Annotated in this window: 16 protein-coding genes; 1 reads left to right on the top strand and 15 read right to left on the bottom strand. The window is 43.0% G+C overall.

All coding sequences use genetic code 11. The annotated features are described in order from the left end of the window. Window positions 1-107 precede the first annotated feature (107 nt). The 4 genes from KSZ58_RS08745 to KSZ58_RS08730 form a co-directional block, all read right to left on the bottom strand. On the bottom strand, window positions 108-368 hold the full coding sequence (locus tag KSZ58_RS08745; RefSeq protein ID WP_217752665.1) for a hypothetical protein: 261 nt from the start codon (window positions 366-368) through the stop codon (window positions 108-110). Between the two features lie 81 nt (window positions 369-449). Continuing rightward, window positions 450-1,604 (bottom strand): D-alanine--D-alanine ligase family protein, encoded by a 1,155-nt coding sequence (locus KSZ58_RS08740; RefSeq protein ID WP_002608136.1) that lies wholly within the window; start codon window positions 1,602-1,604, stop codon window positions 450-452. Window positions 1,605-1,675: 71 nt separating this feature from the next. Continuing rightward, window positions 1,676-3,178, bottom strand: coding sequence for a UDP-N-acetylmuramoyl-tripeptide--D-alanyl-D-alanine ligase (gene murF, locus KSZ58_RS08735; protein ID WP_233104390.1), 1,503 nt, complete (start codon window positions 3,176-3,178; stop codon window positions 1,676-1,678). Window positions 3,179-3,243: 65 nt separating this feature from the next. Next, a complete protein-coding gene (locus tag KSZ58_RS08730; protein ID WP_109770488.1) occupies window positions 3,244-3,954 on the bottom strand; it encodes an alpha/beta fold hydrolase in 711 nt (236 codons plus the stop codon). A 135-nt stretch (window positions 3,955-4,089) separates the two neighbouring features. Between KSZ58_RS08730 and KSZ58_RS08725 the strand changes: the two genes are divergently transcribed. Then, a complete protein-coding gene (locus KSZ58_RS08725; protein ID WP_175627932.1) occupies window positions 4,090-5,616 on the top strand; it encodes an FAD-dependent oxidoreductase in 1,527 nt (508 codons plus the stop codon). A 123-nt stretch (window positions 5,617-5,739) separates the two neighbouring features. On the opposite strand, the gene KSZ58_RS22670 is transcribed toward KSZ58_RS08725, so the two are convergent. The 11 genes from KSZ58_RS22670 to KSZ58_RS08670 form a co-directional block, all read right to left on the bottom strand. After that, complete coding sequence (locus KSZ58_RS22670) at window positions 5,740-6,009, bottom strand: hypothetical protein (protein WP_175627931.1); 270 nt, start codon at window positions 6,007-6,009, stop codon at window positions 5,740-5,742. 411 nt (window positions 6,010-6,420) lie between these two features. Then, entirely contained in the window at window positions 6,421-6,591 is a 171-nt protein-coding gene (locus tag KSZ58_RS22665; protein ID WP_233104921.1) for a hypothetical protein, read from the bottom strand. An 88-nt stretch (window positions 6,592-6,679) separates the two neighbouring features. After that, window positions 6,680-7,108: a DUF3795 domain-containing protein gene (locus tag KSZ58_RS08710; protein ID WP_009269572.1), complete on the bottom strand. Its 429-nt coding sequence runs from the start codon at window positions 7,106-7,108 to the stop codon at window positions 6,680-6,682. A gap of 126 nt (window positions 7,109-7,234) precedes the next feature. Next, window positions 7,235-7,840, bottom strand: a complete 606-nt coding sequence (locus tag KSZ58_RS08705) for a hypothetical protein (protein WP_009269573.1) — start codon at window positions 7,838-7,840, stop codon at window positions 7,235-7,237. A 45-nt stretch (window positions 7,841-7,885) separates the two neighbouring features. Continuing rightward, complete coding sequence (locus tag KSZ58_RS08700) at window positions 7,886-8,200, bottom strand: hypothetical protein (protein WP_009269574.1); 315 nt, start codon at window positions 8,198-8,200, stop codon at window positions 7,886-7,888. 58 nt (window positions 8,201-8,258) lie between these two features. Beyond that, window positions 8,259-8,849 carry a DUF2625 family protein gene (locus tag KSZ58_RS08695; RefSeq protein WP_009269575.1) on the bottom strand — a complete coding sequence of 197 codons (591 nt, stop codon included), beginning with the start codon at window positions 8,847-8,849 and terminating at the stop codon, window positions 8,259-8,261. A 31-nt stretch (window positions 8,850-8,880) separates the two neighbouring features. Then, entirely contained in the window at window positions 8,881-9,243 is a 363-nt protein-coding gene (locus KSZ58_RS08690; RefSeq protein ID WP_009269576.1) for a VOC family protein, read from the bottom strand. Window positions 9,244-9,289: 46 nt separating this feature from the next. Further along, a complete protein-coding gene (locus KSZ58_RS08685) occupies window positions 9,290-10,189 on the bottom strand; it encodes an NAD-dependent epimerase/dehydratase family protein (RefSeq protein ID WP_009269577.1) in 900 nt (299 codons plus the stop codon). 128 nt (window positions 10,190-10,317) lie between these two features. Beyond that, on the bottom strand, window positions 10,318-10,488 hold the full coding sequence (locus tag KSZ58_RS08680) for a hypothetical protein (protein WP_009269578.1): 171 nt from the start codon (window positions 10,486-10,488) through the stop codon (window positions 10,318-10,320). Between the two features lie 52 nt (window positions 10,489-10,540). Then, window positions 10,541-10,972 carry a GNAT family N-acetyltransferase gene (locus KSZ58_RS08675; RefSeq protein WP_009269579.1) on the bottom strand — a complete coding sequence of 144 codons (432 nt, stop codon included), beginning with the start codon at window positions 10,970-10,972 and terminating at the stop codon, window positions 10,541-10,543. 199 nt (window positions 10,973-11,171) lie between these two features. After that, window positions 11,172-13,313, bottom strand: a complete 2,142-nt coding sequence (locus KSZ58_RS08670) for a HAMP domain-containing sensor histidine kinase (RefSeq protein ID WP_217752663.1) — start codon at window positions 13,311-13,313, stop codon at window positions 11,172-11,174. Window position 13,314: the final 1 nt, after the last annotated feature.

Here is a 13,314-nt window from a genome sequence, read left to right as displayed (position 1 = left end):
ATATGCAACGGAAAAGCTGAAAATGAATGAATGATACGAAGATGACAATGCTTTATGCTCGTCATCTTCTTTTTATACCGGACTGATTATGAAATATCAAATTCTTCTTACGCATGATTCTCATGAAACAAAAAGCCGATTTTCCACACCTGCAAGTGCAGTCCTTGCGCTGTCTGATTGAACGCTATCCCCAGTGAACCGTACCGTATGTATTCTGCAGTAAATACAACGGTGAAGTTCATGCTGTTATGAAAAAAATCCTTTCCCCGCTGAATCGTTCCTGTATGAAAAGCGGATGCAACATCTTGTGACTGCCTATGTTTATCCCGCAGCGAAATTTCTTTCTGTTTATGCTTCAAAGTATACATCAGCGTCCTTTACCGTTCCTCCTTCTTCCATCGTTCTGTCTTCCTGCAAAAGAAAAGATGCGAAGCACTGTCCGCATTTTTCTACTTCATCAGTTTTCCTCTGCCCTTATAATCCCGCAGAATATTTGTGTCATAGCTGAAAATCATCTTCTGTTCCCTGCGTACCCGCTGAAGTGCTAGCGAGATCAGCTCATCCAGCAGGGCAGGAAAGGAAAGACCTTCCTTTTCCCACAAATAGAAGGACAGGGAGCCTGGAATCGTATTGATTTCATTCACATACAGAGCTGAGCTGTCTGCATGCATCAGAAAATCAATCCGCACGACCCCTGCCGCATTCAGCGCACGGAAGGCATCCATCGCCATCGTACGAACCTCCTCAGCCTGCTCATCACTAAGCTCTGCCGGCAGCTTGCGGCTGGTACTGAGCATTCCCTTGGATTTTCCCTGGCCGCTGTACTTGTTGTCATAGGACAGAATTTCATCCTGCTTGACAACTTCTTCCAGCGTACTGCAGCGACAGCCGTCCTCATCCCCCAATACCGAGGCGTTGATCTCCCGCAGCGGTTCGATCACCTTTTCAATCACAACCTTGTGATCATACTGAAAGGCCTCGATCATGCTTTTATGCAGCTCCACATCATTGTGGGCAACGGCGATGCCGATACTGCTGCCCAGATTCGCAGGCTTAATGATGAGCGGATAACCAAGACGCTGTGCTTTTTTGAAAAAGGACTGCTCCATCGGCTGATGCAATGTCCAGAAAAACCACGGTACAACCGAAAGTCCGCTATCCTGCAATACCTGCTTCATAATCACCTTATCCTGCCCGATTGCCCCAGCCAGAACACTGCAGCCGACATAGGGTATTCCGATCGTTTTCAGATATCCCTGAAAGGTGCCGTCTTCCCCGTTGGTTCCATGCAGAACCGGGAACACCAGATCAACCTCCTTATCCCTGGCAAATAATTTACGACGCGATGGAATCAAATAGGTATGCGCATCTCTTCGAATCAGAGCTACACTGGTATGATCCGCTATGAATTCTTCAATATGCTGAAAGGTTTCCAGCTCCCGTAATTCCTCCTCACAAAACATTCTGCCATCCTTGGCAATATACAACGGCAGTATTTCATAGCGCTCCTCATCCAGAGCAGCCATTACCTGCTGAGCCGACAGGACACTGATTTCATGTTCTACACTTCTGCCGCCAAATGCCACGGCAATTTTAAGTTTCATAGCATTCTTCCTTTCCTTACACATTATCAGTGTATGCGAATGCCTAAAACGTGTTCATGTGAGTAGGGCTGCTAGTGGTTGAATGCATCCGGCAAATCGTTTTCCAGCAGCACGCAGTCCTGCAGCTGTGCCTGCTTTTGTACGATTGCCAGTGCCTCCTGAAAGCTGTCGCAAACATGGACCCTTTCTTTTGGAAATCCGCTGTCCGCCAATCCTGCGGCGATGCTTTTCGTCTGGACAGCACCTACCAATACCGCCGTATCCACACTATCCGCAATCTCCTCACCCAGCTTATACTGTTCTTCCTCCTGCTGTTCTCCCAGCTCCAGAAAACCGGGTGTGATGATAAACCGCTGATGCTTCATCTGCTTTAAAACCTCCAGTGCACAGCGCGCTCCTTCCGGATTGGAATTATAGGCGTCATCCAGCAGGGTGCAAAAGCTTTTCCGTACCTGCAGCCGATGCTCGACATAGGGCAGCTTTTCGACAGCTAACGCCATTATTTCCCAGGAAACACCAAGTGTGTGCGCAACTGCGATGGCACAGGTGATGTTCACGACATTGTGTTTTCCTAAAAGCTTTGTGTGAAACCGGTGAGACTGTCCCTCCTGTATCACCGTAAACGACGTGCCTTCCTCACTGTAACGGATATCACAGCAGCGATAATCCGCATCCTCGCTCATCCCGAACCATACGATTCGGCAGGTGTTTTGAATACTGTAGGTACGAATATAGGCATTGTCCCGATTCACGAAGCCGATACCGTCGGCAGGAAGACATTCTATCATCTGCATTTTCTCATGGAGTATATTTTCCATGGAGCCAAACGTTGCCAGATGCTGTGCGCCGACAGAGGTCACAACACCATACTGCGGCTTTACAAACTGCATCAGATCATGAATTTCCTTCACATGATCCGCTCCCATTTCACATAAAAACACCTCATGCAGCCGTTCCAGCTTATTGCGTATGGTGAGAGTGATTCCCATCTGATTATTATAGGAGCCGGGCGTCATCAGGGTATAGTAAACATCTGACAAGAGCTCATTCAGAATGGTTTTCACACTCGTTTTCCCATAGCTTCCGGTGATGCCGACGATGGACAGCGCGCTGTTGCTTCTTAACAGCTTTGCGGCATCCGCTGCATAATGATTGCGAATCGCCATTTCCAGCGGCTCTGAAATCCATGCGGCAGGCAGCACCATGAGCCATGCGGACAGAAAAAGAAACGGTGTCACAAGAATGAGCGCTGCGGCAGACAGGAAACAATGCAGCAGGCACAGCAAAATGCCGTATAGCGTATACAGCAGGATCGCAAGGCGGTGAATTCGCGCTGTTTTCACCAGCGGCTTGCGATAGACGCGCTCCTCCTCCATTTTACAGCTGATGTAGGCAAAGATAGCAACCAGCATCAGCAGCAGAACCTCCTGCATGGAAGTCGGCTGCAGCAAAAGAAGGCTGTAGCTCAGCATCAGCGTCAGCAGTATTTTCACAATCAGCTTCCAGGATAAGCGGATATAGGACACCAGCCATGTCCGATACCGCCCTTTGTTGTAACGGTTCTGCTGGAACATATGCATAGACTGCTTCAAAGGAACATAAAGAAAAAAAAGATACGCCGCCAGAAAACAGAACAGCATCATGGTCTTAAAAAGGCATCCACGATGCGGCAGAACTGCATACTGAGGTGGAAGTAGGCAAAATGATCCTCCTTCGGCAGAACAACCAGGGCGGCATTTGGCAGTTCCTCCTCCATGACACGACCCATCCACAGCGGTGTAGCCGTATCCTTTTCTCCCCAGACCAACAGCGTCTCCGTGGATATATCCTTCAGTATTCCCGAAAGATCATCCTCAACACTGGCAACGAGAACCCCCTTCATGATTGCTGAAGCACTCTGATAATCACTGCTTCCCATGGCAGGGGCAGCATGCAGTTTTTTCAGCAGCTTATATGTTTTCACGCGGATATGATAGCCCAGCCCGCGCTTTGCCTGAATGCCGGCAGCACCGGTCAGAACCATTTTCTCCACCGGAAAGCGGTATGCATAGCGCAGTGCAATGCGTGCTCCGAAGGAATGAGCGATAAAGCTCACATGAGTAATCTGCAGATGGTCCAGAAGCTCCTGCAGAAAATCCACGTAATCGTCTACACTCCAGACACGCGGCGGCTCCTCACTCTCTCCAAACCCCGGCAGATCCAGATTGATAACCGTAAAGGTGTCGCAGAGATGGTCCTGCAGAAACTTCATCATGTATTGATTCTGTCCCCATCCGTGCAACAGTACCACGGCAGACTCGTTATTCCCTGCGCGTGTAACATTTACTTTTATATTTTGAATGGTAATCATGTTGTTCCTCCTCCTTCAAGTATATGATGCTTGTGGAGTGATAGACCCAACGTTCGACAAAGTTTTCTGCAGGTCTTTCTATTTTATGAGAAAGAAATGCCGGTTTCTGGGTAGTCTGTAGAAGAGGTGAAGAACATGACAGAATCATTCTGGATGAAACGAAACATAAAAACGACGAACTATCCGACTTTACAAAAGGAGACGGATGTCCATATCGCCATTATCGGCGGCGGTCTTACCGGTATAACAACAGCCTATTATCTCGCACAGGCAGAGGAGGATGCCATTCTTCTCGAAGCTGATTCTCTATGCTTTGGTGCCAGCGGAAGAAATACCGGAAAGCTGACCATGCAGCACGGCCTGCTGTATGCAAATCTGATTGAGCATTATGACCGTATCCTTGCCCGGCAGTATTATGAAGCAAATGAGGAAGCGTTGAATTCCATAGAAGCAATTATTCAGGAGCACCATATAGCATGCAGCTTTGAACGATGCGATTCCATGCTGTTTACCCGTGATGCCGTACAGGTAGCCAAACTGCAGGAGGAATACCAGGCCTATCTGGATCTGCATATCCCGTGTACCTATATCGAAAAAAATGATGCACCGTTCCCCATGGAGGCAGGACTGCGCATGCAGTATCAGGCACGCTTTGATCCCTATGCCTACGGCTGTGCGCTCGCCGAAATTGCCAGAGAGGGAGGCATTGATATTTATGAGCATTCTCCTGTCACAGACATGCAGGAGGAGGAGCAGGGCTATCGTCTGATAGTCAATGGTACGTGCGTACATGCGGATATCGTAATCTTCGCAACGCAGTTTCCGTTTATCGATCAGGGACACTTTTATTTTACGCGTATGTATTGTGATCAGGAAAGCATAATCAGTGCCCGTGTAAAGAATCCACTGCCAAAGGATATGATGCTGTCCATAGACGATCGTGTACAGTCCTACAACACATGCGAGGATACACTGCTGTATGCCGGCAACACCTATAAAAGCGGACAGGATAAGGCTATGAATCTGCAGGAATTTGAAAATACATTACGTGAGGATTTCATCGTGCAGGAAATCACCTCTGCATGGAGCTCACAGGATTATATGACTTTTGATCAGCTGCCTCTGATCGGTAAGCTGGATAAGCATGAGGATCGCGTATTGTTTGCGAGCGGCTATAACAAATGGGGCAACACCACAAGCTGTATCGCAGGCAAGCTGTTATGCTCCTACGCACTGCATCGCGGCTCCCCCTATCGCATGATGTTCTCTCCACAGCGTCTTTCCAGCATATTTTCGCTGCAGTTTGTCAAAGAGAATCTGAATGTTGTCGGCGCCTTTCTGAAAAGCAAGCTGCAAAAAAGCACCACGGCGTATCCGCATATCGGAGAAGGAGTCATTATGGAGCTGGACGATCACCGCTATGGTGTGTATCGTGATGAGAATGATGAGCTGTATATCGTTGATATCCTCTGCCCGCATCTTGGCTGTACACTGCGCTTCAATGCAGATGAAAAGACCTGGGACTGCCCGTGTCACGGATCACGGTTTTCCTATACCGGAGAAATCATCAAGGGTCCTGCCACCCAAAGGCTGCATACCATGCATGAGCCCCATAATTCCATTGATCCTCATATCATGAATCCTGATACAGTTGATCATTGATTCCTGCAATATAGTAGAATATATTGCATTGGATTCATAAATAGCCGCAAGCAATTCCAATTCATAATGGGTGTGTATGCGCAGACCTATTCCATAAGAAAATGCGAATGCTCGCATTTTTTCCTATTGCTGGATTACTCTGATTTCCTTCGGCATTATCATTGTGACCGGTTTTCTAATCTTTGATCTGCCGTTTTCCATCCTTACGGGCGGTATGATAGTATGCATCATTCTCTGTTGTGCATCCTGTATCAGCATCGGATTTTTGCTTGGCTCCTTTGGCATTATCCTGCCGGATATCAATTTTGTATATAATTTATTTATCACCCTGCTGTTTTTTCTATGTGGTGACACTCCCCCTACAATGGCTTGCCTCTGTTCTGCCATTGCCACATGGGCTGCAGGCAATGCAGCTGCTTATCCATGGAACATAAAATACGCTGATCACTTTTCTGATGCTGCAGGAGGTGCTTTGTATGGTGTTCTATGCAGGCGCTACCTACCAGATGTTTCGTATCCTGGAGCGTGCAGCCATGCGTAAGGCAACCATTGATCTATACTGATGCTGTTAAACATCAAAAAGAACCCGTTAAGCTTCGGGCTCTTTTTTATATAGCACACACCCCTTGTCAAGCATTGCGAAGCTTAGAAACAGGGCGCAAGCATTCATTGATCAACGGAAGCAGAACTGTCAGACAATATTCTCACCCAAAATAATCTTAGGCATTGTGATGAAACAGCGATTCCAGCGTTTATAAAATTTCTCCAGTCCAAGCCTCGATACACTTGCATGCGCATCTTCATTCACCAATTCCCAACACAGGACATAGGTTCCTTTCCCACATTCCTTTTAAGACGGATCGGCAAGTCCCCTTCCTTGACCGCATTGAAATTCTTTTGCCAGGGTGTAGGTTTTATGTAGTGTACAGCAAGGACACCCTCCCGCTTCAAATAAAATTCAGCCACTTTCTTCATCAGCGCTTCGATTTCCTCCTGCTTATTCACCTTTGCTTATATATGCAGATTTCATGAAACATCATATTCCCACCATCAGCTTCTATACCTACCCTTTTTCCGTAGTGAATGCCTTTTCCTGACATTCACTGCACTCTTTATCATGAATGGAAATTACGCCGCCGCAGGTAGAACAGGTATATTTCTTTTTCTGCTGCTCCATAAATACCTCTACTCCCTGTTTTTTTACAATCTCACTGTTTTCCATGAGACTAGCCTGATATCTTTTTTTATAGCTTTTCTCAAGATTTTTTATGAGCTTACAGGGATAATCCGAACAGGCGTAGCAATAGGATAAGTCTCTGGCTTTAACACAGTCCTTGATTTTACACCTACGGCAGTGTTCAGGTTTACCCCTATCACTTTTCAGGCAGCCATCACATGGTTTTTTATGATAGCAATGCTTATAACAAACCTTGCAGTTCATACCGCATGGGGCAAACATGATCGTTTCTATATCGCTTTCCTTCATCTTCATTGGTGATCACCTCCATAAGCACATCTTTTTCTTCATACCTGTGTATCATTATAAATGCTTTCAACGGCGATAAGCTTCCTTAAGTCCTCCCCGAAATGATACATCTCCTTGCATATAAGCTCATCATTACTTCTCTATGGAAATAAAGGAAGGAAACTGATCCGGGCTATGCATACGCTGCATCGTATTTGTATCCATATCAAAACATTTTCCATTATATTCATAATGTAATTTGCCATCGGCACAATACAGGCGATGCTCTGCCTGAAATGCTACAGGCTTATAGCAGTCATTCTGTATCGGCTGATCCCGGTATAATGCCTGATCCTCTAGCAGCTTCAATACATCATTTTCAAGACGAATATCATAGATTCCACTCACTACAGCCTCTGCCGCTACCTGCTTGCCGGAAGCAGATATCAGCCGGAAGCTTCCTGTTACAGCACCCGTGCTTCTTCGCTTTGCCAATTCAAAGCGAAATAAGGATACTGCGCTGAAGTCCTTCCGCAGCTTTTCGCGTTGACCATCGTCTCCCATAAGCCAAAGCTTTTCATTCGCTACAATGAACATATCAAGCTGAAAGCCGCTTTGAGAATATTTTAAATTAGAAAAGGAAATCTGATCGGAGTAAACACCTTGCAGCGCACCGTTCTCCAGCTCATATATCAGCTCTTTCGTATACAACGTCTTACCATCCACATTCTCTTCAATGAATTTTATTATTTTTTCCATCCTTCTATCCTTTCATCTTAAATTTCCACACACCGATATACCAAATTAGCGATTGTTTATAATGGAAAGTATCTTTTTCTGAAATACATCAATAACACAGTGATTATAAAAGCCTATACATGTTAAGATTTTGTCATTTTCTTTGAAAATATCAAAATACAGCTCATAAAAGTAGTTTATATGATTTTTCCTTGCATAGCATTCCAGTAAATCCTTTATTTCCCAAAACACTTTTCCTGACTTAAAGCAAACAATATTATTGACAACTGAATCACTTGCATCCTCACCTTTAGGAAGCTGAATCACAACCTTACAATCCCCAAACGTGATGTTTTTTTGTGATATTACTTCATTCTCCATGACAATATCCTCCATAATTTCTGATGTTTGTTTGAAAGCCGGATGCTGCAAAACGGTTTCATTGCCCATACAGTTGTTTCAAGAAATCAAATTCCAATCTGATAATTTCATCAATCGGCACTATTTCACGTATTCTGCTCTCAAAGCTATCTGCTTTTGCCCATAGGAAAGGATAAAAAGCAGCTCCTTCATCATTTTTTATATTTAAAACATCTTTTTGCCAACCTTTCCAGAAATAGTCCTTATAGAAAGTAACCGTATCGCCATGTAAGCACCAGTATAAAAATTGAGAAAAGCTTATTTCCATGTCTTCCAGCTCTAAGCAGTCAGGTGCGAAGTAACCGATATTTCCGTTTTCCAGGAACATGAATAAACCGCCTAATATATCCTCGCCAATGCGTATATTATCAAAGGGACACAAGCTGTTTCTGGAAATAAAATTCACCTCACCTGCCCCGTAAAGCCTTATCCAGTGGTCGATGATGATTCCGCCGGTATGTTCAAGAAGGACTGCCAACAGGCTTTTGCTATTGATTTTATATGTGTTCCTTACTGCGTCCTTTATGCTATCTTCGCTTGGAAGGACTGCCACTGCTTTTTTTGATTGTTTTATATCGCACAGTATAATCTGAAAAGTATTTTCCACCATCTCTCTATCCTTTCTCTACCCGGCTTCTATATTATACAGTCTCAAATATCACTATTTCATTTTCATCAGGATCCTGCAGACGAACTTCGTATGTTCCCCAATCGTATCGAACGGCTTCCCCCATTGCCACACCTTTTTTCATTAAGCATTCTATCGTTATATCCAGATTATCTGTTTGAAAAACGAAGGACTGATATCCTGTCCGCTGTACGCCAAATACCTTACAATCCCATATGCAGAGCGTGGGTTTGCTTTCTGGAAAGCCAAAGTAAACCCCGTTGAATTCATCCATATCAGTTTTCATAACCGGTATGTCTAATATATCTCTATAGAATTCAATAAGCTCTTTCGCTTGCTCAGAAAATATATTTGTACAATAGTATCTAGTAATCATTTTCTCACCTCAGTTTCCATTCGATAACTGATAAACTGGTGTTTGTTTATATCATTTTCTTATCAATATAATCCAAATAATTCTTTTTATTAACTTTTTCAGAATTCTTTATATACCAGTTAAACGCTTCTTTTAATCCCTCATTCAATGGTTTTATTTCTTTCATTAGTTTATATTGTTCTGAAACATCAAGGTAATATTCATAATCATTAAAACAGAAATAGTTTCTTTGTTTAATATCATCATAAACATTTACAAATTCAACTTGGTGATTCGTAATATGATAGCATAGTTCAACCCATTCACGTATTGATACCATATCCTTATTTCCTACGTTAAAAATATGCTGACGAGGTTTATTTTCTAAAAGGATATCTATAAATCTACATAAATCATGAACATGGAAAAACTGTAATTTCATTTCACCATTATGAGGTAAATAAAACTTTCTATTTGCTAAAGCACAATCAAAAATAAAGGCTTCCCTATATACATTATTCATTTGTCCGTATAAATATGGTGGTCTTATAATATATGCATTCGGATTTCTTTCCATCAATTTTGCTTCTGCTTCTATTTTATCAGTTCCATATTTACCCCAAAATCTATTAACGTTTACTATAGAATCTTCTTTAAAAGGCTTTGAAGCATTTTCTGGGTACACAGCACTTGAACTAATTAGGATATAATCCGTATAACTATCCAAAGCCTCCAGCAGCATTTCAACATCTGCCGAAGTATATGCAGTATCGACTACAATATCAAAATGAATACCATGTAAAACCGTTCCTAAATCATGTCGATCTGCCTGAATAAGTTTTACCCCCTGCGATTGTTTCTTAGTATTCCTATTAAGTACATAAACTTCATATTTCTTTGCCACATAATATTCTGCAAGATACCTGCTTACAAATACTGTTCCACCGGTTATAAGCACTTTTTTCATACAAACGCTCCTTTACAGCTTCAAATTTACTTTCTCTTCTTTGTGCCAGAATATATTGCAATACCTGCACATAAAATTGCTATTCCAATCAAAATCCATACTATTGTGTTCATCTGATATACCTCTGTTTAGTAACGTAATATGAAATATATGACATAAACCCAACTAAGTAATCCATGAAAAATTGCCCAGCCGATCGACTTCCATGTTGTATAACTAATAACCATAGCTAAAGCACTTCCAAATGTTACTCCAGATTTTACTGTCTTTTCGACAATCGTTGTTTTATTTACTTCCATTCTGTTACCTCCATAAATTCTGATTTATCAGTTACATAAACTAGGATTATCTCTATAGCCATTGGATAAATGCTGTCTTATCTAAATTATTATAGCCAGCCTTATTATAGAAGTTTAAAGTTGACTCATCTTTTGCACCCGTAAGTAACATCATTTTATAACAGCCTGACTTTTCTGCAATTTCTTTAGAATAATTCAGGCACTCTGTAGCGTATCCTTTGCCTCTATAGGCATTATGTGTAACAACATTTTCAACAAATGCATATGGTCTAACGTTCCTTGTTAAATTTGGTATAACTACACATACACATGAAACTATCTTACCCTCTATTTCAAAAACTATGATATGATGATTTTTATCATTCATAATAGATTGCCATGCGTTCTTCAAATCCTCTGCCATCTTAGGGACTGAATCCTCGTGTAAATGTGTATACAAATTCAATAAATCATTTAATTCATACTCATAAATTTCTCTAATCATAATACCTCCTCAAAATTCAAATTTATAACCATATCTTAACATAATCAAATCTCAAATACTATGCAATCAAAACAATACCAGGAAAAGATAATGCTACCTGTAAATCAGCCTTCTGCAGCCCTTCGCTCAAAAGTATAGAAAAAGACCGGTTTGTATAAATCCGGCCCCTTCCTTGTATTTTCCTATAAGGCGTCCAGTCTTACTCCTGGTTCTCACCTAAAGTATCGCTTACAAGTGGAAATTCAATAACCGCCTTAAACAAATCTCCATCCGTCTCAATGCGGAAGCTTCCCTTCATCGCCTCTGTAAAGCTCTTGGCAATAGCCAGTCCAAGTCCGCTGCCTCCGTCATGACGCGATTTATCTCCGCGAACGAAACGATCCACAATATCCTCCGTATCAAAATTCAACGGTTCCTTTGATATATTTTTGCATTCAATCCGTACCCGGTTGGCTGTCTTGCGGATATCCACATACACACGGGTATGCTCCAGTGCATAATGGTGTATGTTGATAAACAGATTTTCAAATATCCGGAATGCCTTACTTCCATCCAGCAGTACACTCAGCTGTTTTTCACCATGCAGATTCCAGAGTACCTCCAGCCCGCGTTCCTGCAGAAGCTCACTGCACTCCGCCTGCACCTGCTCCACCAGTGCGATAATATCCAGACGGGCCATATCCAACTGAATATTTCCGCTGTTTGCCTTGCTAACCTCAAACAAATCCTCCATCAGAGCATGCAGTCGCTTGGCATACTGATCCAGCATGCTCACATACTCCTTACGCTGCGTTTCACTTATGCCCTCCTGCTGCAGAAGCTCTACGTAATTGCGAATTCCGGTCAGCGGTGTCTTCAAATCATGTGACACATTGCTGATCAGCTCTGTTTTCATATTCTGTGATTTCGTTTCCTCCTGTACCGCTTTCTCAAAGCCGACGCGGATTTCACTGAATTCATCCTTGAGGGCATTGAAGATACCGACATCCTGCGGAAGCTCTGCCTGGAAGTTGCCCTCCTTCAGCTCCTGCGTCTGCTTCAGCAAGGTACGATAATCATGCTGTACAGCATTGAGCTTCTGCTTCAGCCACAGGAAGAGGGCAAAGCCATAGATGATTGCCAGAAACATGCCGAACCACCAGAACAGACACAGCACAATCATGATGACGATCTGCATCAGCATGAATTTTAACAGCTTACGGTTTGCGTCATCCTTCAAATCGATATCCGCGAGATTGTCTATATGCCGGTGGATACTGCCGATCATACTGCCCAGAATCGTATCCTCCTTCATATATTTCCAGAATCCCTTTACAAATATATATTTCATTGCAAACAAGGCGATACTGATCATCAGAAACAGCAGCATCCAGGAAACGACATTCGCCACAAACAGAAGCTCATCAGACATCATGATATGATATTCATTCATGACACTCTGCAATGTTCCACTGATCGTAGCTCCACTCAGTGCCAGAACGCCGGCAGTCCCCAGCGTGATTCCGGTAGCGAGCAGAATAAACAGAAAACCGAACTTCACTCTCTTAAATGTCAGGAACGGATTCACTTCCTCAACGATTGCGATTGGATAAAACAACAGATACAAAATCAGGACCATTGTACCAATCATAGCGGCTATTACAGAGAATTGCGTATAATTTGACCAGTCATACACCGTACGTGCTATCAGTCCCTGATCCTTGATAACCTCCTGTGGTACACGGAAGATGATTTTCATCTGCTTCGGGTTCTGAATCATTGCCTGTGATTGTGTGAATTCTTCATCATTTATATTATAGGTAGTCATGGGTCCGTTTTCATCAACGGAATCAAAAAAGCGCAGATATCGTGTCAGTGACTGCGGCTGGAAATCCATATCACTGAAGTCTCCCAGAATTTTCGCTGCTCCATCTTTATCATATTCCAGAATACCATACAGCAGGCTGCTGTCACGAAGCTCCTTCTGAGACATATCCCTCAGCTTTTTATTTCCATATTCCCTACCGTTTTTCAAATCCTTCGCATAGTATTGAAAATTGGCATCCTCCTTCAATTCCAGAAAGCTCTTTGTGACTTTTTCTTTCAGATCATTGGATAACGTGCTTTTCAGATAATTCGGTAGCCCGGTATCGAATTTGATAATATCATCCTTGGGACGCACAGACTGAGCAAGTCCCAGAACTCCCTCCTGAATATCATCTTCAAGATACCAGATAACCGCCTGCTTGCCGGAACGCCCCAGCTCCTGAATCTGATCGTTACGGTATACGGAACAAATCATAAGGCTCATTACAGAAAGCAGTGCAATGAACGTTGTTAGAAATATATGTTTTTTCTTCATA

The organism is Erysipelatoclostridium sp. DFI.2.3 (genome assembly GCF_019132535.1).
GTDB lineage: Bacteria > Bacillota_I > Bacilli_A > Erysipelotrichales > Erysipelotrichaceae > Clostridium_AQ > Clostridium_AQ innocuum.
The sequence above is the reverse complement of the archived record's forward strand: the minus strand, read 5'-3'. Positions and strand labels throughout refer to the sequence as shown.

Bases quoted from the DNA above. Each gene is read 5' to 3' on its own strand.
- KSZ58_RS08730 (WP_109770488.1), bottom strand. From the start codon at position 3,954: ATGATTACCATTCAAAATATAAAAGTAAATGTTACACGCGCAGGGAAT.
- KSZ58_RS08680 (WP_009269578.1), bottom strand. From the start codon at position 10,488: ATGGAAGTAAATAAAACAACGATTGTCGAAAAGACAGTAAAATCTGGA.
- KSZ58_RS08690 (WP_009269576.1), bottom strand. From the start codon at position 9,243: ATGATTACTAGATACTATTGTACAAATATATTTTCTGAGCAAGCGAAA.
- KSZ58_RS08685 (WP_009269577.1), bottom strand. From the start codon at position 10,189: ATGAAAAAAGTGCTTATAACCGGTGGAACAGTATTTGTAAGCAGGTAT.
- murF (WP_233104390.1), bottom strand. From the start codon at position 3,178: ATGTTCCAGCAGAACCGTTACAACAAAGGGCGGTATCGGACATGGCTG.
- KSZ58_RS08740 (WP_002608136.1), bottom strand. From the start codon at position 1,604: ATGAAACTTAAAATTGCCGTGGCATTTGGCGGCAGAAGTGTAGAACAT.
- KSZ58_RS08710 (WP_009269572.1), bottom strand. From the start codon at position 7,108: ATGAAGATGAAGGAAAGCGATATAGAAACGATCATGTTTGCCCCATGC.
- KSZ58_RS08745 (WP_217752665.1), bottom strand. From the start codon at position 368: ATGTATACTTTGAAGCATAAACAGAAAGAAATTTCGCTGCGGGATAAA.
- KSZ58_RS08675 (WP_009269579.1), bottom strand. From the start codon at position 10,972: ATGATTAGAGAAATTTATGAGTATGAATTAAATGATTTATTGAATTTG.
- KSZ58_RS08700 (WP_009269574.1), bottom strand. From the start codon at position 8,200: ATGGAGAATGAAGTAATATCACAAAAAAACATCACGTTTGGGGATTGT.
- KSZ58_RS08695 (WP_009269575.1), bottom strand. From the start codon at position 8,849: ATGGTGGAAAATACTTTTCAGATTATACTGTGCGATATAAAACAATCA.
- KSZ58_RS22665 (WP_233104921.1), bottom strand. From the start codon at position 6,591: ATGAAGAAAGTGGCTGAATTTTATTTGAAGCGGGAGGGTGTCCTTGCT.
- KSZ58_RS08725 (WP_175627932.1), top strand. From the start codon at position 4,090: ATGACAGAATCATTCTGGATGAAACGAAACATAAAAACGACGAACTAT.
- KSZ58_RS08670 (WP_217752663.1), bottom strand. From the start codon at position 13,313: ATGAAGAAAAAACATATATTTCTAACAACGTTCATTGCACTGCTTTCT.
- KSZ58_RS08705 (WP_009269573.1), bottom strand. From the start codon at position 7,840: ATGGAAAAAATAATAAAATTCATTGAAGAGAATGTGGATGGTAAGACG.